The sequence below is a fragment of the Planctomycetota bacterium genome (assembly GCA_021414025.1).
Lineage (GTDB): Bacteria > Planctomycetota > Phycisphaerae > Phycisphaerales > SM1A02 > SYAC01.
The window spans coordinates 748,943-769,155 of the sequence record JAIOPG010000002.1 but is presented as its reverse complement, the minus strand read 5'-3'; the positions used below and the strand labels follow the sequence as shown (position 1 = coordinate 769,155).

The 20,213-nt window shown below is 63.2% G+C and carries 21 protein-coding genes and 1 tRNA gene; 10 read left to right on the top strand and 12 right to left on the bottom strand.

Annotation, left to right across the window (positions count from 1 at the left end; translation table 11 throughout):
• Window positions 1-10: 10 nt before the first annotated feature.
• The 3 genes from K8R92_04060 to K8R92_04050 form a co-directional block, all read right to left on the bottom strand.
• Window positions 11-748, bottom strand: a complete 738-nt coding sequence (locus K8R92_04060; GenBank protein MCE9619066.1) for a type I restriction enzyme HsdR N-terminal domain-containing protein — start codon at window positions 746-748, stop codon at window positions 11-13.
• Between the two features lie 134 nt (window positions 749-882).
• Window positions 883-1,608, bottom strand: a complete 726-nt coding sequence (locus tag K8R92_04055) for a hypothetical protein (protein MCE9619065.1) — start codon at window positions 1,606-1,608, stop codon at window positions 883-885.
• Window positions 1,609-1,624: 16 nt separating this feature from the next.
• Window positions 1,625-2,011, bottom strand: coding sequence for a VOC family protein (locus K8R92_04050; protein MCE9619064.1), 387 nt, complete (start codon window positions 2,009-2,011; stop codon window positions 1,625-1,627).
• Between the two features lie 405 nt (window positions 2,012-2,416).
• On the opposite strand from K8R92_04050, the gene K8R92_04045 reads away from it, so the two are divergent.
• Both K8R92_04045 and tilS read left to right on the top strand, forming a co-directional pair.
• On the top strand, window positions 2,417-3,148 hold the full coding sequence (locus tag K8R92_04045) for a cobalamin B12-binding domain-containing protein (protein MCE9619063.1): 732 nt from the start codon (window positions 2,417-2,419) through the stop codon (window positions 3,146-3,148).
• Window positions 3,149-3,210: 62 nt separating this feature from the next.
• A complete protein-coding gene (gene tilS, locus K8R92_04040) occupies window positions 3,211-4,194 on the top strand; it encodes a tRNA lysidine(34) synthetase TilS (protein ID MCE9619062.1) in 984 nt (327 codons plus the stop codon).
• 37 nt (window positions 4,195-4,231) lie between these two features.
• Here tilS and K8R92_04035 read toward each other — a convergent pair whose 3' ends face one another.
• Together K8R92_04035 and K8R92_04030 are read right to left on the bottom strand one after the other, a co-directional pair.
• The gene (locus K8R92_04035) at window positions 4,232-5,311 is read right to left on the bottom strand and encodes a hypothetical protein (GenBank protein ID MCE9619061.1); all 1,080 of its coding nucleotides are present in this window, start codon (window positions 5,309-5,311) and stop codon (window positions 4,232-4,234) included.
• A 10-nt stretch (window positions 5,312-5,321) separates the two neighbouring features.
• Window positions 5,322-5,900 (bottom strand): SIS domain-containing protein, encoded by a 579-nt coding sequence (locus K8R92_04030; GenBank protein MCE9619060.1) that lies wholly within the window; start codon window positions 5,898-5,900, stop codon window positions 5,322-5,324.
• A gap of 102 nt (window positions 5,901-6,002) precedes the next feature.
• On the opposite strand from K8R92_04030, the gene K8R92_04025 reads away from it, so the two are divergent.
• Window positions 6,003-7,427, top strand: coding sequence for a TIGR01777 family oxidoreductase (locus K8R92_04025; GenBank protein ID MCE9619059.1), 1,425 nt, complete (start codon window positions 6,003-6,005; stop codon window positions 7,425-7,427).
• Window positions 7,424-8,896 (top strand): DNA photolyase family protein, encoded by a 1,473-nt coding sequence (locus K8R92_04020; GenBank protein ID MCE9619058.1) that lies wholly within the window; start codon window positions 7,424-7,426, stop codon window positions 8,894-8,896. The genes K8R92_04025 and K8R92_04020 overlap by 4 nt, the downstream gene beginning before the upstream one ends.
• Here the strand turns inward: K8R92_04020 and K8R92_04015 are convergent.
• Entirely contained in the window at window positions 8,882-10,102 is a 1,221-nt protein-coding gene (locus tag K8R92_04015) for an MFS transporter (GenBank protein MCE9619057.1), read from the bottom strand. The genes K8R92_04020 and K8R92_04015 overlap by 15 nt on opposite strands.
• A gap of 74 nt (window positions 10,103-10,176) precedes the next feature.
• Between K8R92_04015 and K8R92_04010 the strand changes: the two genes are divergently transcribed.
• The 3 genes from K8R92_04010 to K8R92_04000 all read left to right on the top strand — a co-directional run bounded on the left by K8R92_04010 (window position 10,177) and on the right by K8R92_04000 (window position 11,047).
• Window positions 10,177-10,250 (top strand) — tRNA-Arg (locus K8R92_04010).
• 45 nt (window positions 10,251-10,295) lie between these two features.
• Window positions 10,296-10,583 carry a nucleotide pyrophosphohydrolase gene (locus tag K8R92_04005; GenBank protein ID MCE9619056.1) on the top strand — a complete coding sequence of 96 codons (288 nt, stop codon included), beginning with the start codon at window positions 10,296-10,298 and terminating at the stop codon, window positions 10,581-10,583.
• A gap of 20 nt (window positions 10,584-10,603) precedes the next feature.
• Window positions 10,604-11,047, top strand: coding sequence for a diadenosine tetraphosphate hydrolase (locus K8R92_04000; GenBank protein MCE9619055.1), 444 nt, complete (start codon window positions 10,604-10,606; stop codon window positions 11,045-11,047).
• Here the strand turns inward: K8R92_04000 and tsf are convergent.
• Both tsf and rpsB read right to left on the bottom strand, forming a co-directional pair.
• Window positions 11,044-11,844: a translation elongation factor Ts gene (gene tsf / locus K8R92_03995; protein MCE9619054.1), complete on the bottom strand. Its 801-nt coding sequence runs from the start codon at window positions 11,842-11,844 to the stop codon at window positions 11,044-11,046. The two genes, K8R92_04000 and tsf, sit on opposite strands and share 4 nt — an antisense overlap.
• Before the next feature lie 82 nt (window positions 11,845-11,926).
• The gene (rpsB, locus tag K8R92_03990; protein ID MCE9619053.1) at window positions 11,927-12,877 is read right to left on the bottom strand and encodes a 30S ribosomal protein S2; all 951 of its coding nucleotides are present in this window, start codon (window positions 12,875-12,877) and stop codon (window positions 11,927-11,929) included.
• A 205-nt stretch (window positions 12,878-13,082) separates the two neighbouring features.
• Between rpsB and K8R92_03985 the strand changes: the two genes are divergently transcribed.
• The 3 genes from K8R92_03985 to K8R92_03975 are packed head-to-tail and all read left to right on the top strand — an operon-like array spanning window position 13,083 to window position 16,896.
• Complete coding sequence (locus tag K8R92_03985) at window positions 13,083-14,483, top strand: phosphomannomutase/phosphoglucomutase (protein ID MCE9619052.1); 1,401 nt, start codon at window positions 13,083-13,085, stop codon at window positions 14,481-14,483.
• 42 nt (window positions 14,484-14,525) lie between these two features.
• Window positions 14,526-15,992: a hypothetical protein gene (locus K8R92_03980; GenBank protein MCE9619051.1), complete on the top strand. Its 1,467-nt coding sequence runs from the start codon at window positions 14,526-14,528 to the stop codon at window positions 15,990-15,992.
• 10 nt (window positions 15,993-16,002) lie between these two features.
• Window positions 16,003-16,896, top strand: coding sequence for a DUF1559 domain-containing protein (locus K8R92_03975; GenBank protein ID MCE9619050.1), 894 nt, complete (start codon window positions 16,003-16,005; stop codon window positions 16,894-16,896).
• A 73-nt stretch (window positions 16,897-16,969) separates the two neighbouring features.
• Here the strand turns inward: K8R92_03975 and K8R92_03970 are convergent, their stop codons facing one another.
• The 4 genes from K8R92_03970 to K8R92_03955 all read right to left on the bottom strand — a co-directional run bounded on the left by K8R92_03970 (window position 16,970) and on the right by K8R92_03955 (window position 20,136).
• A complete protein-coding gene (locus K8R92_03970; GenBank protein ID MCE9619049.1) occupies window positions 16,970-17,209 on the bottom strand; it encodes a hypothetical protein in 240 nt (79 codons plus the stop codon).
• An 84-nt stretch (window positions 17,210-17,293) separates the two neighbouring features.
• The gene (locus K8R92_03965; protein ID MCE9619048.1) at window positions 17,294-17,488 is read right to left on the bottom strand and encodes a hypothetical protein; all 195 of its coding nucleotides are present in this window, start codon (window positions 17,486-17,488) and stop codon (window positions 17,294-17,296) included.
• Window positions 17,489-17,582: 94 nt separating this feature from the next.
• Entirely contained in the window at window positions 17,583-19,439 is a 1,857-nt protein-coding gene (locus K8R92_03960) for a metallophosphoesterase (protein MCE9619047.1), read from the bottom strand.
• Between the two features lie 349 nt (window positions 19,440-19,788).
• On the bottom strand, window positions 19,789-20,136 hold the full coding sequence (locus K8R92_03955) for a DUF971 domain-containing protein (protein ID MCE9619046.1): 348 nt from the start codon (window positions 20,134-20,136) through the stop codon (window positions 19,789-19,791).
• Window positions 20,137-20,213 lie beyond the last annotated feature (77 nt).

The window sequence follows — 20,213 nt, the reverse complement described above, 5'->3', positions numbered from 1 at the left end:
CTCTGCAATTTCAATTCGGGTTCGAATCGTTTGGAACACTCGCTGAGGCAGTCTTTGTTTTTGTTTTTCTTTTGCGGCGAATTTTCACGGGGCCAATTTGCTCGCGAGCTTCTGCCGTAAACATTTGCTGTATTGAAGAGGCCAACTCTTCTGTGTCAACCAACATCCCGCTGTCTTTGCGAATCTGTCGGCGCAAAAAATTGAGCGCCGAATCGGTAAACAAAGATTTCCCAATCGAACCAGCACTCAGGGCAGTCTCGGTTTCCCAAAACTTCTCTAATAGACCCTTCTTAACAGAGTGTCTGTGAAGGTAACTAAGTTTTTCGACAGCTTCGTCAAATGATTCTTCTTTATCCAAAGAGACACTAAAAGCAATTTCATACTCAATTCCCTCGCCAAAGGTGAGGTGGTAAAGGTTCCATTCGACTCCATTTGTCAAAAGAACCCATGGATAGTTATTGTGTGATGCGTACGCTTGTGCTTGCTCGATATGACGATCACGAAGTTGAACGGGGGCAGCTTTTGCTTCCACAAGGATGCGAATTTGGTCGTCAATTTTTAAGCAAACATCTACAAACTTGTTCTTGAGATTTGCTTCGCGGCTGATGTCCCCAATTGCGTCGTAGCCGAAGACATCTGTAAAGCATTTGCAGAGACGTAGCACAGTATCTGCTTCATTCAACGAAGCCTCACGAGCTTGGATAAAAGTCGGTGCGAACTTTTTTAACGCCCTGCGGATGTCTGCCATATTGTTTGCTCCACGATGTGTTTAAGCGAGAGGCAACTGCCTTTACGGACCTAGTCAGTATTGAATGCGGGCAATATAGCCGAATATTCGCCTCGAATCTCGCCACACCTGCCAATGCGCGTGATCTTTCCTCCTCAACGCAATCGCTGATGCAGTTGCTCGATGAGCAGCAGCTTGCTGAGCATCTTGCGTTCCAAATCCGAGCACAGATCCTCGACATCGTCGATGGTCGCCAGCAAGGTCGGATCGTGAACCCAGCCGATGAAGATCACCGCCAGTTTTCCTATCAACGCAGAGAGTTCTCCGCAGTAGCTCAGGTATTGGAACATCTCCTTGGGAGTGAGAATGGGTTTGTGCGAACGCGTCGCATCGGCGGGGTCCAAAGGATTCGGTGGAAACATGATTGCGACAGGAGATTTCGACAATTGCAGCATGTCGATGACATGCGCCATCTCGCGCAGGAATTGAAGTTTGCTGAGAGCGAGTCGGCGCACCTGGGATTGTTCGATGGATCGCATCGTGAAGAAGCCGGCGGTCGCGCCAGCGAAAACTGTGATCACTGCCGAGAGCGCCTGCAGAAAATTGGGCAGCGTTTCAATGCCGGATTCCGTCTTGACCACATACACGCCAGAAAGAAAGATGAATCCAACAACCGCAAAGCCACCGAGCCAGCTGATGAGGCGAATCCAGCCTGGAACTTTCACCAGCGTTTCACGATCGCGTTCGAGTTCTCGCGCATACTCCAGAAGAAGTGTTGCATTCTTTCGAAGCCCGGATTCAGGAAATCGCTCGACGATGCGAGTGAGTAGTTGTTCGATCGCGTCGGCGAGCCCGGATAGATCAAGAACTTGGCGATTCATCGCGGAGAGTTGTCGTTCACTTCTTCGGACTGGGCACGTGCTGATCGATCAGGATCGGATTGCCGTCGGGATCGGTGAGCATGATGTACGCGGGGCCGGTGGTGGACTCATCGGCGACTGGGTCGGGAGTGATGCCGCGGGCCTTGAGCATTTTCTGCAGCTCGCGGACATCCTCGAAGTCGGTCAGAGTGTTTTTGTTGCCGTCCCATCCGGGGTTGAAGGTCAGCATGTTGCGGGGGAACATCCCTTGGAAGAGGCCGATCCTGGCATCTCCATTCTGGAGGACGACCCAGTTCTTGGATTGGTCGCCGGCGACCATCTTGAAGCCGAGTTTTTCGTAGAACGCGCGGGACACCGCGATGTCCTTGACCGTCAGACTGACTGAAAAGTTCCCGAGCCTCATAGATGGATCTCCTGTTTCTTGAGTGGACTTCGTCGACGTGCAAGCGACGAGCAAACACACGAACATGCAAATGGTGAATCGCTTCACTGGGGGACCTCCAATTCTCTCAACAGCCGCCCGAGGATTTGGGACAAGGGCCGCATCGTAATGGGGCAACAGGATTAGAACCTGCGACCGAATTCAGGCCGATCTTGCGTATCTCCATCTGTTTCCAAGAGTTGTGCAATCCGGGAAAGAAACGTGGTGTCGTATAACCATCGCGATTCGTGTCCGATATTTATTTGTCTGCAACGCGTGGCGAGGCGTGTTCGATGCGTCCGATGGTCACACGCCGCGCGGAGTTGCGGCGAAGCAACCGGGTTCGCAAGACATGAGGTCAACGCGAACACCATTGGAAGTACGAACATGAGCACACCCGTCACCATCGTCGCCCGCCCCGAGCTCGTCATCGATCACCTTCTGCCCAAGCTGATGGAAGGCAATCGCGAAGAGGTTCGCGGCATTGTCGCACGCGGCCTGTCCCGCGGCATCACGAGCGAAATGATGGCGGAGTGCGTGGCGTGGCCGATCCACGAAACGCTGCACAAACTTTCACGGCACGACCAGATCGAGCAGGTCGCCTTCAACTACGCCACCCGCGCCCTGCGCAACGTGGTCGACCAACTGCAGCTTGGATACACCAAGGCCAAGCGCAACGGACAGCGCGTGCTTGTGTTCTGCGGGCCCAACGAGAACGAGGACCTTGGCGGCCAGCTCGCCTCGGATCTGCTCGAGGCCGCCGGCTTCGAGGTGACCTTCGGCGGCGGGGGCGTGGCCCACGACGAGATCCTGCAGGAAGTCCACCAGCGCAAGCCGCACTTCCTGGTGCTCTTCGCTTCGGCGGCCAGCGACGCGCCGGGCATTCGCACCATCATCGACTCCATCCGCGGGGTCAACGCGATTCCCGATCTTGAGATCGTGGTCGGCGGCGGCGTCTTCAATCGCGCCGACGGCCTGGCCGAGGAGATCGGCGCCAGCCGCATCGCCAAGAGTCCGGCGCATCTGGTCGAGACGCTTCTTGCTCCGGCGAAGCAAATTGCCCCGGCAACCCCGAAGATCAAGACCACCAAGCAACGGTCCTATCAGGCGGTCGCCTAGCATCATGCGACCATGACCCACGCACTCGATTGCTCCGCCGCGCCTGACGCGCAAGCCCTGCCATGACAACCGTGCAGGAAATCGAGTTTCCTTCACTCGCCGACGCGCTGCTCAAGGCGTCGCGGCATCCTTCGGCGGCGGTGCTGACCAAGGCGCTCAAGGCGATTCCCAAGGGCGGCACGATCTGCGTCGCCGCCAGCGGGGGGGCGGACTCAACGGCGCTCGCCCTGGTGGCCAAGGCCATTATGCGGCGCGGCGACTGGTCGATGTGTCTGGCGACCGTGGATCACAGCCTGCGCGCCGAAGCCGCGATGGACGCCGACTTCGCCCGGCAATTGGCCCATTGGCTCGAAGTGCCATGCAGCGTGATGAAGGTCCGGCCCGGCGCCGGAGCGGGAGTTGCGGATCGGGCCCGTCGACATCGCTACGAGGCGCTTGCCAAGGCGGCGGCCCAGGCCGGGGCCAGCGCCATCCTCACCGCCCATCACGCCGAGGACCAACTGGAAACCATGCTGCTTCGCCTTGCCCGCGGCGCGGGACCCAAGGCGATCGGCGGCATGCGGGGCAAACGCAAAATGAAATCAGGCGTGCTGGTGCTGCGGCCTTTCCTGGAGCTTTCGCGCAAGGATCTCCGTGCGCTGCTCAAGCAAGTTTCGCTGCCCTGGCGCGAGGATCCGACCAACGCGGATCCGACCAAGCCGCGGGCGCGGATTCGCGCCGGCATCCTGCCCGTTCTCGACTCCATCCACCAGGGTTCTGCGGTGCGCGCCAGCCGGGCCGCAAGGCGATTGCGCGAGAGCGGCCGTCTGCTCGAGAAGACTGCCGCGACGGTGGCGACCGGAGCGGGGCCATGGTCGCGGACTAAGTTGCGTTCATGCGGGCCGGCGCTGCTGGCAACTCGGTTGCAGAAACTGTCACCCGAGGCGAATGAGCGTGAGCTCGAGGACGCGGTTCACGCCATCCGCGACCGCATCAACAAGCCTCGCATCTTTCAGTTGGGCAAGAAATCGCTCAGCGTGACTTCGCGCAAGGTCCACCTCGCGTGATGCCGCGGCGGGATCGCGCAACAATTCGCAATCGCAATCACTTGGGTTGAGGGGCTGCGCGGAAGTTGATCGTGGCTTCCAGGCTTTCCTTATTTTCCGCGTCCTCGCACACGCTCTTGACGATGCCATTCTCGACGGCCATCAGAACGGGCGTGCCCACCACGTATTCCGGCCCCTTGATGAAGGAGGTCACCTTGCAGTCGCTGCAGGGATTGGGCAGGGCCGCGAGGGGATCCGTGTCGGGAATGGCCACCAGCAGTGTGGGCGCCGGCAGTTTGACCGTGAAGTAATTCTCGAGCACGGTATGGCAGTGGTCGCAATCCTCGCGGTAGAACATCACGATCCAGCGGCCCTTCTCCAGATCGGCGGGCAGCGGCTGCTTGATCAGCGCCGCCAGCGGCTGCGACCGAAGCGGCTGGCCCACCCATTGCGCGAACTGCGGCATGTAGTAGGGCTGCAATTGCGCCGGCGGGGTAGGCCATGCCCCGGTGGTCGCTGGCGTTGCTGTTTGCTGTGACTGAGGATTGGCTGGTGGCTTGACTGGTTCGACCACCACCTTGTCGGGCATGCCGAAGGCAAACGCGAAAGAAAACGCGACGGCGGCGACCCACACGCCGACGAACATCTTCTTGACCGGACAGGGCTTGGGCTTGAAGAAAAGCACGCCCGCCAGCAGCGTGGCATCCACAATCAGCACGACAATCGGCGGCGGTCCCTTGCTTCCGAAGCAGCCGCAACTGGCATCGCCGGAAATCACCACGCTGGTCAGGATCACCACAAAAAGCGCGAGCACCAGTCCGGCGAGCCCGCGTCCGAAGCGCGGCAGAAAGAGCATCGTGGCCACCAGCGACATCTCGATGGCGATCGTCGACCGCAGCGCGATGTCGAAGAAGCGGGTGAGGTCCGCCTCCGAGCTCATGCCGACCAGGCCCGCGATCCAGGAGTAGACGCTTCGCACAGGCTTGGGCAGCAGTGCCGGAGTGCGATCGAACAATTTCGCCAGAGCACCGATCAGCAACCAGGTCGGTACCAGGCCCTGGCAGATCACATTGCCGATGCACGCGGAACACTTGGCGGGGGCCACCGGCGAAGCGGTTGATGATGGATTGTGGGTCATGGGCTCTCGCTCAACGAAGCGTCTGTCCGAAGTGTTCGCACGCTTCACACAAGATGTGCAGGATCATCTGATGGGCCTCCTGAACGGCGGCGCCGTCGACCCCCGCGATCACGATGGAGTGGGTGAATTGGCTCAAGGCGGGCCCGCCATCGCGGCCCAAAAGCCCGAGCGTGGAGATATGTAGCCGCTTGGCCGCTTCCAAGGCCCGCAAAAGATTGGGGCTCTTGCCGCTGGTCGAGAAGACGACCAGCAGATCGCCGCTGCGGCCCAGGGCCTCGAGCTGCCGCGCGAAGATCTGCTCGAAGCCGAAGTCATTGGCGATGCAGGTCAGGGCGGTCGGATCGGAGCAGAGTGAAATCGCCCGCAAGGCCGCCCGATTGCTCTTGTAGCGGCCCGTCAATTCCTCGGCCAGGTGCAATGCCTCAGCGGCGGATCCGCCATTGCCGCAAGTGAAGATGGTGCCGCCCGCCTTGATCGTGCGCGTCAGCAGCTCGACCGCCGTCGCCACGCGAGGCTTCAGGCTCGTCAGTGCTTCGACCGCCTTGCGGCTTTCGGCCAAACGCAGATCGATCATCGCGGAGTGCTCCATCAGGAGCGAATCCTACGATCTCCCGCGGGTCTTGTGTGCGCGACGGGTGGGGCGAGCCGCCCGCCGCCTGCAACGAGTAGAGTCTGCGCAGGTGAAGCCGATATGCCCACGCTGAATCGAAGAAGCGAGATGCCCGCGCCTGCCGAGGCGCTCTCCGCGTGGCATTTTCGCGAGGGGGCGCTCGTCCGTTTGATTCCCCCCTGGGAAAATGCCCGGGTCATCGCTTCCTCGGGGCCACTGGCCAATGGCAGCACGGTGGTGATCGAGTTGCGCAAGGGTCCGTTGAAAATTCACTGGCGGGCGGTCCACGACCGTGTCGAGCCGGGCAAGGGGTTCCGGGATCGGCAGGAGAAGGGACCTTTCCACACCTGGATGCACGAGCACCGTTTTCAACGCAAGGCATCAGGGTTGAGCACGCTGGAAGATTGCGTGGAATACCAGGAGCCATTTCCGCCACTGGGCCGATGGCTTGGAGCCGGATTCATTCGCCGTCAGTTGGAGCGGCAGTTTCAGTTCCGTCATGCTCGAACGGCCAACGACCTGCGGAGAAATGCTGAACGAAGGAATCCCGGGAGCCGAACCATCGCTATCAGCGGGGCGACTGGACTCGTGGGCCGACAGCTTGTGGCCTTCCTGAATTGCGCCGGCGATGAGGTGCGCCGAATCGTTCGGCAACAATCAGCGGAGCGAAGCCATGACAAAAATGTGACGAAGCCGGGTGCGGAGTCCCAAGACATTGCGTGGAACCAGGCCAGCGGTGAATTCGACCTTCGATATCTCGAAGGGTGCGATGCCGTGGTGCACCTGGCCGGTGAAAACATCGCGGGCGGCCGCTGGACCGCGCGGCGCAAGGCCGCCATTCGCTCGAGCCGAGTCGACGGCACGCGCCAACTCTGTGAAGCACTGGCGAAATTGAATGACAAGCCCAAAGTCCTGGTTGCCGCCAGCGCCGTTGGTTTCTACGGATCGCGCGGCGACGAGCGGCTAGATGAAACCTCGTCGCGCGGCGAGGGATTCCTCGCCGAGACCTGCCAGGAATGGGAGCGCGCCACCAAGGCCGCAAGCGATGCGGGCATCCGCGTGGTGCACCTTCGGATCGGCGTCGTGGTCACGGCCCAGGGGGGCGTGCTTGGAAAATTGCTCACGCCTTTCAAGTGTGGCCTGGGCGGTCCCGTGGGAGACGGCCGGCAGGGAATGAGCTGGATCGCGCTGGACGATCTTCTGGCGGCCATTCAATTCGCCATTGACACGCCGGGAATCAGCGGGCCGGTCAACGCGACGGCGCCGCCGCCGCTTTCAAACCGGGAATTCGGCCGCGAGCTTGCTCGAACATTGCATCGGCCCTTCGTCTTTCCGCTGCCGGCCTTTGTAGTGCGAACCCTCTTTGGTGAAATGGGAAGTGAGTTGCTGCTCGGTGGCGCCTTTGTGGAGCCAAAAAAATTGCTGGCTCATGGCTTCCGTTTCAATTTACCCACGCTTCGATCCGCGCTTCAATTCGAGCTTGGCCGCATGGATCCCTCCGCATGAGCGGAACGATTGTCTGGTTCCAGCTCGATCTTCGACTGGACGACCAGCCTGCACTCGCCTTTGCTGCCGCAACGGGCGAACCCGTGATTCCGGTGTATTGCCTGGACGATGTGCGTGCGGGTCGCTGGGCCGTGGGCGGCGCCAGTCGATGGTGGCTCCATCAATCGCTGTGTGCGCTGAGCCGCTCGCTCGAAGCCAAGGGCTCGCGCCTGATTCTTCGCCGCGGCGATGCGGTGAAGGAACTCATGGCCCTGGCGAAGGAATCCGGAGCGACCGCGATTGCCTACAACCGCAGATATGAGCCATGGGCGGCTGAACTGGAGGTTGCACTCAAAGCCGCAGCCCAGTCTCGATCGATTTCACTGCACCGGTTCCAGTCATCGCTTATGTTTAACCCTGACGAGATCCGCACCGGCGGCGATTTGGCCTACAAGGTCTTCACGCCATTCTGGAAAACCTGCCGTGCACTCCCATCACCCGAGCAGCCCAGGCCCGCGCCGAGAAAACTTGTGCCGCCGAAATTCTGGCCCCGCTCACTGGCATTGGCGAAGCTGAAACTCATGCCCGACAAGGCCTGGATCTCCGGGCTTGCCGCCGAATGGACTCCGGGCGAAGCGGGTGCCGCGGCACATCTGCGGTCGTTTCTCAAGCGGTCGGTCGGTGCGTATGGCAAAGGCCGCGATCTTCCGGCGGTGCCGGGCACGAGCCGGCTGAGTCCGCATCTTCACTTCGGCGAACTCTCGCCGCGTCGCGCCTGGCATGCACTGGAAACCCGCCTCAAGGGGGAGTCGAAGCCCTTCCGCGGCAACGCTGAAAAGTTCCGCGCCGAGTTGGGCTGGCGCGAGTTCGGCTACCACATCCTGGCAAACTTTCCGCGCACCGCCGAGGAGCCGCTGCGAACGGAATTCAAGAAGTTCCCCTGGCGATCGAACCATGGGCAGCTTCGCGCATGGCAGCGGGGGCGGACTGGATACCCGCTGATCGACGCGGGCATGCGGCAGCTCTGGGCCACGGGATGGATGCACAACCGGGTTCGCATGAACGTCAGCAGCTTCCTGGTGAAGCACCTGCGCCAGCACTGGCTGCGCGGCACCGAGTGGTTCTGGGAGACACTCGTGGACGCAGACTTGGCAAGCAACACCCTGGGCTGGCAATGGAGCGCGGGCTGCGGCGCCGACGCGGCGCCCTACTTTCGCATCTTCAATCCGGTGCTGCAGGGGGAGAAGTTCGATTCCAAGGGCGACTACGTGCGGCGCTGGGTGCCCGAGCTCAAGAACCTTTCATCCGAGTTCATCCATCAGCCATGGGCTGCGTCACCCGATGCGTTGCGAAATGCCGGAATCATTCTCGGTGTAAATTATCCGCAGCCGATCGTGGATCATGCAACCGCCCGCGCGGAAGCGCTTGCAGCGCTGAAATCATTCAATGCAAAGCGCACCGCACTCAATCGATCGTCAATGCATCAGTGAGCTGTGCGGCTGGTTGTCGAGCACGGGATGGCGCCGCCAGCGCCACCATTCGCGCAGGGCCAGCAGCGATGCCAGCCCGGCAACGATGAGCACGCACCAGACCACATTGACGCCGCCACCCAGGGCCACTCCGCCCAGGCTCGCGATCGGACCCATGAGGTAACCGCCGCCCACCAGGGCCTCGAAGGTTCCCGCGGCACCGACGTCGCCGTGACCCACGCTCAGCGCGTAATAAAGGCTGGCGTAATAGAGGATGGCGTGCCCCGCGCCGAAGGCGATCAAGCCCGCCACCAGCACCGGCAGCGAATTCGCCAGTACCGCCGCGGCGAATCCCGCGGTCATCAGTCCGGCGCCCACGGCAAGCGTGCTCCACTTGCCGTGCCAGAAGTGCAGTCGCCACATGCCGGTGATCGCGATCACCCGCATCGTCAGCCAGGTCGCCGCCAGCGGCGTGGCCATCACCGGCGCGATTTCGATGCGCTCGATCACATAGGGCAGCAGCGGACCGATCGATCCGATCAGCAGATACGAAGTCGGAATCAGGAAGCGCGACGCGGTGCGCAGCGGCCGGTAGACGGCGGGGATGAAGGTGGCGTGTGCATCCCCCGAGTGCGGCGCGGGGGCCGCCGGGAACCAGATGAGGCAGATCGCGGCAATGATGCAGCAGGGGCCGATCGCCAGGATGGCCACGCGAGTCTGGTCGGTCGCGAAGAGCGGCGCCATGATGTAGAAGGCCACCGCCACCGCCGCGGTCCAGGTGACGTTGAACATGCCGATGCCGGAGCGCAGCCCATGCCCATGCCGTCCCGCGGAGAGGAAGCTCTCGATCGAGGCCCACATGAAGGCGCTCGCGGCGCTGGTGACGCACGCGGTCACGATGATGCCGGGCACGCCGATCACCATCGGCAGCGGGCAGACCAGCGCCTGCAGAATGAGCGTGGCCAGGATGATGCTGCGCGGCGAGAGATGGGCCCGCAATCCCTTGACGATTCGCCCGCAATAGGCCGCGGCCGCGATGTAGACCACCGCGTCCATGACGGCCAGCCAGAGATTCTCCATCTCGGTGAACTTGAAATCGCGCTGGGTGACGAAGGGCAGGGCGCTCCAGAGCGAGCCCGTGCCCAGCGAGCAGACGAAGGTCAGCACCAGCACGGCGAGCAGCGGCGTGGGCCTCTGCGATGCGGTCGGTGCGGGGCTCTCGGACATCGCCGCAAGCATACGAACCTTCCATTCCGGCGGCGGCAAACGCCGCATTCGAGTGTTACAATTCCGCGCTCGGAGTCCTTGTAGCTCAACTGGATAGAGCGTCGCCCTCCGAAGGCGAAGGTTGTGCGTTCGACCCGCACCAAGGACGCTTCCTCACTGCGAGCGCCGGCCGCCGGCGTGCTAGCCTGCACGCATGCAACTGGCCGAATTTCAACAGCGCATTCGCGACCGCTACTTCGCGACGGACAATGCCCGCGGCATCCCCGGCACCTTCCTCTGGCTGAGCGAGGAGATCGGCGAGCTCGCCCACGCGCTGGGCCAGGCCGCCAAGGGCAAGCCCGACCGCGCCAACCTGGAGGAGGAGTTCGCCGATTGCCTGGCGTGGATGTGCACGCTGGCCAACATCACCGGGGTCGACTTGGAGAAAGCTGTGAAGGACAAGTATTTCGGCCCCGACGGCGGCCCCAAGGGCGAGAAGTGAACCGCAGCGAATCTGTCGCATTGCACGTTTCCCTGGAGGGCGGCGGGCATGTCGCGGTGCAGAAGGACCACGACGGCGCCCATTGGCGATTGCGGCCCCACCCGGCGCCGAGCCCGGTCGCGGGCTGGTGCGTGATCGACCTGGTGCGCCCCGCGGCGAGCCTGGACCTGCTCACGGCGCGGGAGTCGCAGGAATTGGGCCTCATCCTGGCCAGCGTGAGCGCGGCCGTCCGGGTGGCGACCCGCTGCGAGCGTGCCTACGTCACCTGCTTCGCGGAGGCGCATCGGCAGGTCCACCTGCATGTGGCGCCGCGGCACGAATCCGACCCGCGCACCCAGGGCTGGACCATCGCGGATCTCTATCGCAAGGTGCAGAGCGGCGAGACTGCGCCGGCCGCGCAGGAGGCGCATGAAAAAACCTTCGCGGAGATCGCGAAGGTTTTGAATGGCTTGAGGTTGACTTAGCCGCCGACGGTCATGCGCACGAATCGAAGCACGCGCGTCCCGGCGGGAAGCAGATCCTTGATCTTCTTGGTCTCGTCCTTGACGTAGACCGCGCCGAGCAAGGTGACTTCCTCGAGGAACTTGCGGATCTTGCCCTCGGCCATTTTCACGGCGATCTGCTCGGGCTTGCCGGTGGCCTTGGCCTCGGCGACCGCCTCAGCGCGCTTCGCGGCCATCACGTCGGCGGGCACGCCGGACTCGTCGACCGCGATCGGCGTCGGCACGGCGGCGGCCACGCTCTGGCAGATGCCGGTGGCGAGGTCGGGGGCCAGCGTGCCCTCGAACTGCAGCAGCACGCCCAGGCGTCCGTCATGGTGGATGTAGTGGGCGAAGTTGCCGCCCTGCAGGCAGAGCCCGCGGCCGAAGGAGATGTTCTCGCCGGTCTTGATGCGGACCTCGTCCAGTGCCGCCTTCATCGGGGCGGTCATGGCGATCTCGCCGCTCTGCTCGCAGCCGAGCTTGGCGAGGGTCTGCGCCATGGCGCGGAACTCAGTGTTCTTCGCGGTGAAGTCGGTCTCGGCGCGGATCTCGACGATCGCCGCCTTGCCCGGCTGGCTGAACACCGCGATCACGCCCTGGCCCGCGGGCCGGTCGACGCGGGCATCCATCTTGCCCTTGAGCTTCTCGCGCAGCCACGCCTCGGCCTTGGCCATGTCGCCGCCATTCTGGGCCAGCGCGTCCTTGCAATCCATCACGCCCAGTCCGGTGCGCTGGCGAAGGGCCATCGCGTCCTTGGGATTCACTTGTACTGTTGCCATTGGTTTCTCCTAAAAAAGTGGATCAATGATGCGCGTCGAATTCGCCGGTGCCGCGCACGCGAACGACCGCCGCGCGGAAGTCTCAGATCTTGTCGGCGCTGGCGGGGGTCGCCGCCGCGGCGTCGGGCTCGCGGGCCGAATACCCGGCGGTTTCGTCGGCCTGGGCGCGGACGCGGAAGACGCTTCGTCCGCCGCGGCTGGACCGTGGAGCGGGGGCCCCGTCGGTCAATTCGCCTTCGGAGGTCGCCGTCGCGTCGCTGCGCTCGCCCTGGGTGGCGGCGGCCTCGACGCGGGTGGTGCGGCCTTCCTCGACCGCGGCGCAGAGCTCGCGGATCACGATGTCGATGGCCCGCATGCTGTCGTCGTTGCCCGGAATCGGAATGTCGGAGAACTCGGGGTCGCCGTCGGAATCGATCAGGCAGATGGTCGGAATGCCCAGGTTCTTCGCCTCGCGCAGTGCGTTCATCTCGCGGTTCACGTCGATCGCCACCAGGGCGCCGGGCAGCTTGGCCATGTTGCGGATGCCGTTGAGGTTGCGGAAAATCTTCTTCTGCTCGCGACCGAGCTGGCTCTCCATCTTCTTGGAGTAGTTGCGGATGTCGCCGCTGGCCATCAGGGTCTCAAGCTCCTCGAGGCGGCGCAGCCGCTCGCGGATGGTGCGGAAGTTGGTCAGGGTGCCGCCGAGCCAGCGCTCGGTGACGTAGGGCATGCGGGCCTCGGCGCAGCGAGTCTCGATGCAGCCGCGGGCCTGGCGCTTGGTGCCGACGAAGCAGACGTCCTTGCCCTCGGCGACGATGCGGGCGATGAATCGCTTGGCGAGCAGGATGCCCTTGATGGTCTCGCGCACGTCGATCACGTGCACCTGGTTCTTGACTCCGTGGATGTAGGGAGCCATGCGCGGGTTCCAATTGCTTCGGCGTTGTCCGAAGTGGACTCCGGCTTCGACGAGTTCCTGTGCGAGTGAGGCCATGGGGCGATTCCTTCTGGGCGATCTGCAGCGACACCGGCGTTCGTCCGTGGTCCGAATCGCCATCAGGGCGCTTTGGACATGAGATTCGGCTTCCCACTGCGGGTCGCCGAGACAAAACCAGCAAGAGCACCACGGGGTCTCCTTCTGACGCTTCCACAAAAAATCAATTGCGGCGCGAAGGGTGATTGTAACGAAGTTCGCCTCTCCAAGGCAAGCCTGATTTGCCCGCTAGGATCCCCCCTTCAAAATCGCTCTTTTTGGAGAATCCATGCTGGCCAAAGTGTTCAAAGCCTACGACGTCCGCGCCACCTACCCCAAGCCCCTCAATGAGAAGCTGGCCTGGCACATCGGCTATGGGGCTGCGGAATTCCTGCTGACCCAGGCCGCCGCCCAGGGTTTCACCGACCCGATGATGCACCACATTGTCATGGGCCGGGACATGCGCAAGAGCAGCCCGTCGCTGGCCGACGCCGTGGCCCAAGGCATGCAGGACTATGGGGCCAACGTGATCGACATCGGCTTGGTGGACACGCCGGTGGTCTACTTCGCGATCAATCATTTCGGGTGCGCCGGCGGCATCCAGGTCACCGCCAGCCACAATCCCGCCAACTACAACGGCTTCAAGATCAGCCGCATCCACGCCAAGCCCGTCGGCCAGGAGACCGGGCTGAACGACATCCAGCGCTTCGCGGCGATGGTCGAGCGCGAGAAGTGCGTGGCCAAGGGCGGTCGCCGCGAGGCGCGCGACGTGTGGAGCGCCTACAAGTCGCACCTGTTGCGGCTGATGAATCCCAAGACGATCGACGGATCGAAGAAGCTCAAGGTGGTCATCGACGCCAGCAACGGCATGGCCGGCACCATGGTGCCCAAGGTCTTTGGCGGCGTGGCCGGCCTGAAGATCGATCCGATCCACTTCGACAACTCCAGCGGCGAGTTCGTGCACGAGCCCAACCCGCTGGTCGAGGCGAACCTGGCGGAGGTGCGGGCGCGCGTCCGCGAGACCAAGGCGGACTTCGGCGTCTGCTTCGACGGCGACGCCGACCGCTGCATGATCGTCGACGAACTGGGCGAGCCGGTCGGTTGCGATCTGCTGCTGGCGGTGATGCTTGGCCGATTCCTGAAGGAAAAACCCGGCGCCGGCGTGGTCTATGACCTGCGCTCCAGTCGCAGCGTGGCCGAGGCAATTCGCGAGGCGGGCGGCACTCCGGTGGAGAGCCGCGTGGGGCATGTCTTCATGAAGGCCAAGCTGGCCGAGGTGAAGGCGCCGATCGGCGGCGAGCTCAGCGGGCATTTCTACTTCGAGGACATGTTCGCCACCGACTCGGGCGCCCGCGCCTTCATCGCGGTGGTCAACGCGCTGGTCGATGGCGGGGGCAAGTCGCTCTCCGAGCTGGTCAAGCCCTTCCGTCGCTACCGCCAGAGCGGCGAGATCAATTTCGAGAACGAGGACAAACTCGGCGCCATCGCGGCGCTCAAGAAGGCCTACCCCAGGTCCAAGACCTACGAGCTCGACGGGCTCAGCCTGGACGCGGGCGAGTGGTGGTGCAATGTGCGCATGAGCAACACCGAGCCGCTGCTGCGCCTGAACCTGGAGGCGCGGGACCAGGCCACCGTCGACAAGGTGGTGGGCGAGCTGAGCCCGCTGCTCGGCCATCGTGTCGAGCACTAAAAAATGAACTACATTGGGTGCACCCGAAGGGACTCCGCCCAGATGAATCTGTCTGAATTTCTTGGTCGCCACGGACTGGCCTCGAATCCCTTCGTGGCGGAGGAGGCGGCCCAGGATCCGGTGCTGACCCAGTCGGCAGGCGCCTGCCGGCACCCCGATTTCGGCAAGATCTTCGGCGATCCCACCCATCCCTCGCCCGCTGTGGTCTTCGGCGAGCGCGGCTCGGGCAAGACGGCGCTGCGCCTGCAGATGGAGGCGGAGTACCGCGACTTCAACCGGGAGAATCCGCGCAACCGCGTGCTGGTGATCGAGCACAACAACTTCGACGCCATGATCGGGCGCATCGCCCGGCACGAGCGCTCCAAGAACCAGTCCGCGGCACTGGAATCAGTCACGCTGTCGGACCACATCGACATGGTGCTGCATGTGGTGGTGCCGCCGCTGGTGGACCAGCTGCTGGGCAGCGTCGAACAGCCGCGCCTGCAGGTCTCGAACTTCCGGAAGATGCTGCGCAAGGCTCCGACCCTGGTGCGACGCGAGATGCTGCTGCTGCAGATTGCCTACGACCACGCCCCTTCGGCACCCAAGCGGTCGCGCAAACTCAAGTCCGCGCTGGGCCTGGGCGGCGCCAGCGGAAGCAAGGCCGCCGCCAACTGGGCGATCGTCCTGATGGTTTTTGCCGCCATTTTCGGTGGACTGGGCATGTTCCAGGAACCCCGCAAGGCGCTGCTGGGGATGGCCATCCTGCTGGCCGCCGGCGCGATCTACATGAGCTGGACCTGGATCCGCTGCCAGTCGCGCATGGGCTTCATCGCCCGCGGCATGCACCGCAGTGTGCGCTGCATCAGCCGCTCGACGGCGAGCTTCCGCGAGAGCCTGCACAACATCGAGGTGGCCATCGGCAAGGCGACCATGCCCACCGATCGCGGCGACGACTCTCGCTTCGCGATGATCGACCGCTTGCTGGCCGTGCTGCGCCAGGCCGACTATGGCAGCATCGCGATCCTGGTCGACCGGGTCGATGAGCCGACCGCGATTGCGGGGGACGTCGACCACATGCGCAGCATGGTCTGGCCGCTGCTTTCGAGCCGCTTCCTGCAGCACCGCGGCCTTGCGGTGAAACTGCTGCTGCCGGCGGAGCTGGGCGACCGCTTCGCGCGGGAGGATGGCGCCTTCTTCCGGGCCGCGCGGCTGGACAAGCAGAACGCGGTGGAGCGATTGCAGTGGACGGGCAACATGCTGGCCCGGGTCTGCGACGCGAGGATCCGTGCTTCATCCTCGCGACCCTCGTCGGCGGTGCCCATCGAGAACTTGTTTGACGCGAGCGTGGGGCGGCCGCGCATCGAGGAGGCCCTGGCCGGCTGCGGCAATCCCCGCGAGGCCTGCCGCATGATCTACGCCATGATGCAGGAACACATGGCTCACGCCGATTCCAGCGCCAAGACCATTCCCTCATCCATCTTCGAAATGGTCCGGCAGCGCACGCTTGTGCGTGGAACCAAGCGATAAAGGAATGAAGATGCGACGATCCGCGTTCACACTTGTCGAGCTCCTGGTGATGATCACCATCCTTGCGCTGTTGATCGCGATTCTGGTGCCGAGCATCGGCCACGCCATGATGTCCTTTCGCGGCAATCGGTCGATGAACAACCTGCGTCAGCTGGGCATGGGAATTCAGCTGTACATCGCCGACAACAAGGGACACTATCCCGCGGGGGCCTATCCGGCTCCTCCAACGCCGCGCATCCGATGGTCCGACGCCCTCTGGCCCTACATGTCGATCCAGGAGGTCTACCTCAGTCCGCTGCTTACCGACGATGATCGCCAGCGCATGCTGACGCCCTTTGCGCACAATCTGGACATGACCTGGGGCGGCTACGGATTCAACTATCACTATCTCGGCAACGGCCGTCACAACGCCGCCTGGACCGAGCCTTACAACCAGCCTTTCCATGCTCGAACCGGCTCGATGATCGGCGCGCCATCACGGACGATTTGCATCGGAGACACCAACGGCACCAAGGCCGAAGGCATCGATAATTCCGGCGGGCAAACCATGGAGTCGCCCTGGACCAAGAACGGGGTCTATGCCCTCGATCCGCCGCTTGCCTCGAAGGACTTCGGTTCCAAAGGGTGCCGCAGAGTGAATGGCGGCCCCACGGGTTCGAGCAACTACGGCTACCAGGGCGGTGGCGACGGCGTGATGAAGGGGGAGAATGGTGCGACGGCGAGCACGCCCGGCGATCCGATTTGCCGCGCCACACCGGCGCCGCGCAACAGCGGCAAGATCAACATAGTGTTTTGCGACGGGCACACTGAGGCCCTCGATTCAACCGAACTCGACGATTTCAACCAGGACGGTCAAGTGGACAACGGCTTCTGGAATGGACTCGGCCGATCTGATGCGCGGTGAGACCCAGCTGAGCGAAACTCAGCCCTATCGATTGGGATCGTGACGGATCGGCCAAGGCGGCCCGCCGGGTTGATCAGCCGGGCTTCTTGACCGGCGGAGTTGTCGGCGGAGTCGTTGGCGCAGTTGCAGGTGGGGTCGCGGGCGGTGTGCCCGCAGGCAGTTCCCCATCCTTGGGTTTCAATCCGCCACCGGCTTTCGGCCCATCTGCTGATCCTGGATTTTGAACGGTGCGCGGCGTGGCCTTGGGTTTGTCATCGCAGGCAACGAGAGAAAGCATCGAAATCGCGGCAACGGAAAGAATGAATTTCTTCATGGGCGCATCTCCTTCAAAGATGGGATTGAACTCCGAGTGTCCGCGCAGGCAGCGACTTCCGCGAAGCCGTCGCGAGTCTTGGAATCAGCCACCCTTTTTTGTGGTTGCCGGCTCTTCGCCTTCTTTGGCCTTCAATCCGCCGCCGGCGCTCTTGGTGACCTTGTTGGTCGTGTCGACCTTGCGCGGGGTGACGGCGACCTTGCCGCCGCTGCCTCCGCCGCCGCAGGCGACGAGTGAAAGGAGCGAGAGGGTCGTGAGGGCGAGAATGATCTTCTTCATGGTGGGGTCTCCGTCTGAGTATTAAAACCGAATCCAGCGTGGTCCGTCAAGAGTCAGGGGCATCATACGAGAAAGGCAATGCGCGGGCGAACGTTCAGCGATCCGCCGAAGCCGCCAGCGGGGCGAGGCGCTTCTCCGAAACCATCCACCGCCATTGCGTGTGATAGGTCTGGTCATTGTCCGCAACTCCCACGTTGACGGTTCGGGTGGAATCAGGAAGTTCCACCTCGAGCCACCAGCCGGGCGACCCTTCGAGCGAGCCCGTGCGGGTCACCGGCTTCCATTCCTTGCGGCTGGACTCGCTCCACGGTGTGAAGGGTTCAACCATGCACCAGGCCTTGCCCTGGGCGTCCTCCCAGCGGATGTCCACGGCGTCGGCGGCGGGATTCTTCCGCCGTGCCTCCACGTCGCGCTTGTCCTGCGGGTAGCCGCTCTGGATCTGGTCGGGCACCTCGATGCGCAGCACGATCGGCTGGCCATTCACGCCCGAGCTTGAGAAGCGCACGGTGGGATCGTTCTCGAGCGAGTCGAAAGGGGAGGGTTTCCACGAGGAGATCGGCACCTTGCCGGCGGGCTTGCGCGGATTGGCGGACACATTCACAGTGCGCTCGATGTCGGGCCGCAGGGGAATGAAGGTTGGCACGGAGCGCCCCTTGGAGTCTTTCATCTTGACCACGCACTCGATCGTCGGCGGCTGCCGCGGATCCTTGGTCGGCGCGCTCTTGAGCGTCAGCGGAATCTCGATCGATCCCTTGGCGGGCACCACGATGCTCGCCGGCGCCTCAAGCGTCCACGCGGTGCCGGCATCGGTGGTGAAGGGGTTGAAGGCATCGACCGGCGTGCGGCTGACGAACATCTCGCCGTCGACGATCCACGGCGACGGGTCGCGCGCGATGGAGGTCGTGATGGAGATGGTCTTGTCGAGGGGGTTCTTCACCTTCAGCGTGACGGTGCCGCTCACGGGAGTCTTGGCATTCCAGGAGTCGGGCAGCGCGCCTTCGAGCGTCAGGCAGCCGGGATTGTCGCGCAGCTTGTAGACGCACTCCTGATCGGCATGCACCACGAAATCCTCGGGCAGCGTCATGCCGACGGGCTGGTGGTAGATCTCCAGCTTTCCCTCGGGAGCGATCTGCACGAAGGTCAGATGCTGCAATTGCCCGGCCAGCGGGTGCTGGTCGATGGAGCCGCCGCAGGTGCCGACCACCAGGTATTTGATGCCGTCGCGATCGGGCTCATCCAGCAGGAAATGCAGGTGTCCCGCGATCACCGCATCCACGCCCGCCTTGACCAGCATCGGGTGGATCGTCTCCCACCACTTCAAATTGTCGGAGAGCCAGAGCGGACGATGCATCAGCACCATGATCGGCTTGCCGCGCTTCGCCGCGCGGTCCAGCGAAGTCTGCAGAAAGTTGCGCTGGCCCTCGCTGACCTGCATCACGCCGTCGCCCAGGCCCTCGTCGGAAAACATCACGATCACGCTGGCGCCATCGAGCTCCGCCATGTACTGCAGCGGCGCGATGCGCTGCAGGTAGAGGTCGGCGAAGGTGCGGTCGCCTTTCTCGCGCGAGCCGCTGTTCACGTCGTGGTTGCCGGGCACAGGCAGGAAGGGCGCGTTGATCTTGCTGGTGATGGCCTGGTACTGGGCCAGCTGGCGCTCCCACTCGGCCGCGTCGCGGGTGTAGCCCTGCACCATGTCGCCAATGTTGAAGACCGCGTCGGGCTCGATGCGGTTGAGGTCACGCACCGCAGCCTCGAGATAGGGCAAACCCCAGTCGCGGCCGGTGGTGCGGTCGGGAAGGATCGCAATGCGGAAGGGTCGCGGCGGCAATTCCACGGGAACGACCTGCTGGTCGATGTAGGGCTTGCCCTCGCGGATGAAGGGCGGCGGCGAAGCGGGCGCAGCAGCGGCGCACAGCAGCGAGGCGAGAAGCGCGAAAGCGGTTGGTTGCATGACGCGAGCCAACGCCGAGGCCCTGGAAAAAATGCACGGCGACGCGGTTCTCATTCGCATGGCGAGATTAGTACCCGCATGGCCGTTGAATGAACAAACCCCGTCGACAAAATTGCGCGGTCGACGGGGCGGAGGGGAGAAAGATGCTGATTGAGGCGGCCGACGGAATGGACGCACAGAAACATCGGCGAAATCGCGCGGAATGATGCACAAAGTCCAAAGGGGATTTGAGACAACTCGCCGGCTGGAACTGAAGTTGGAACTCGACTCGGCGCCGGTCGCAAGAGTTCCAATGGCGATCAACGGTCGGGAATCCCGCCGAACTCGCTTACTTGGCGTGAGTTGCGCCTCAGGCAGAGGGAATGGGCGGGGCCTGGGCCAGTGACCGCAGGTAAGCCCAGGCAAAGAGCCCCGTGTCGTGTCCATCGGAAAAGCGAATCCGCACGGCATAGTTGCCCACCAGCTCGGCACCAACGGCGGCCAGCGGGCCCGGCGAGGCATGCTTCATGATGTGCAGGGGATTGGTCGCCATCGACTCTCGCTCCTGTCGCGCGTCGGCGCTCTGGCTCATGCGGCGGAGCGTGCCCACATCGATAAAGCCCTGAGTGCCGTCGCGCCACGTCACGGTGAGCCCCCTGGATTTCTCCAGGTGAAGGGCCTTGGGCGGCGGTTCGGAGGTCTCGTCGTGAGCGTGCATGGCTCCATCCTAGGCAAAATCGATCGAAACCCAAGCGGGCACCGACGCGCGATGGATGGGCGAGGCTTCTCGTGGTG

Coding starts and splice junctions, on each gene's coding strand:
- tilS (MCE9619062.1), top strand. CDS start 3,211: ATGACAACCGTGCAGGAAATCGAGTTTCCTTCACTCGCCGACGCGCTG.
- K8R92_03955 (MCE9619046.1), bottom strand. CDS start 20,136: ATGCACGCTCACGACGAGACCTCCGAACCGCCGCCCAAGGCCCTTCAC.
- K8R92_03965 (MCE9619048.1), bottom strand. CDS start 17,488: ATGAAGAAGATCATTCTCGCCCTCACGACCCTCTCGCTCCTTTCACTC.
- K8R92_04055 (MCE9619065.1), bottom strand. CDS start 1,608: ATGAATCGCCAAGTTCTTGATCTATCCGGGCTCGCCGACGCGATCGAA.
- K8R92_04030 (MCE9619060.1), bottom strand. CDS start 5,900: ATGGAGCACTCCGCGATGATCGATCTGCGTTTGGCCGAAAGCCGCAAG.
- K8R92_04025 (MCE9619059.1), top strand. CDS start 6,003: ATGCCCACGCTGAATCGAAGAAGCGAGATGCCCGCGCCTGCCGAGGCG.
- K8R92_04060 (MCE9619066.1), bottom strand. CDS start 748: ATGGCAGACATCCGCAGGGCGTTAAAAAAGTTCGCACCGACTTTTATC.
- K8R92_03980 (MCE9619051.1), top strand. CDS start 14,526: ATGAATCTGTCTGAATTTCTTGGTCGCCACGGACTGGCCTCGAATCCC.
- tsf (MCE9619054.1), bottom strand. CDS start 11,844: ATGGCAACAGTACAAGTGAATCCCAAGGACGCGATGGCCCTTCGCCAG.
- K8R92_04020 (MCE9619058.1), top strand. CDS start 7,424: ATGAGCGGAACGATTGTCTGGTTCCAGCTCGATCTTCGACTGGACGAC.
- K8R92_04005 (MCE9619056.1), top strand. CDS start 10,296: ATGCAACTGGCCGAATTTCAACAGCGCATTCGCGACCGCTACTTCGCG.
- K8R92_04050 (MCE9619064.1), bottom strand. CDS start 2,011: ATGAGGCTCGGGAACTTTTCAGTCAGTCTGACGGTCAAGGACATCGCG.
- K8R92_04035 (MCE9619061.1), bottom strand. CDS start 5,311: ATGACCCACAATCCATCATCAACCGCTTCGCCGGTGGCCCCCGCCAAG.
- K8R92_04015 (MCE9619057.1), bottom strand. CDS start 10,102: ATGTCCGAGAGCCCCGCACCGACCGCATCGCAGAGGCCCACGCCGCTG.
- K8R92_03975 (MCE9619050.1), top strand. CDS start 16,003: ATGCGACGATCCGCGTTCACACTTGTCGAGCTCCTGGTGATGATCACC.
- K8R92_03985 (MCE9619052.1), top strand. CDS start 13,083: ATGCTGGCCAAAGTGTTCAAAGCCTACGACGTCCGCGCCACCTACCCC.
- K8R92_03970 (MCE9619049.1), bottom strand. CDS start 17,209: ATGAAGAAATTCATTCTTTCCGTTGCCGCGATTTCGATGCTTTCTCTC.
- rpsB (MCE9619053.1), bottom strand. CDS start 12,877: ATGGCGATTCGGACCACGGACGAACGCCGGTGTCGCTGCAGATCGCCC.
- K8R92_03960 (MCE9619047.1), bottom strand. CDS start 19,439: ATGCAACCAACCGCTTTCGCGCTTCTCGCCTCGCTGCTGTGCGCCGCT.
- K8R92_04045 (MCE9619063.1), top strand. CDS start 2,417: ATGAGCACACCCGTCACCATCGTCGCCCGCCCCGAGCTCGTCATCGAT.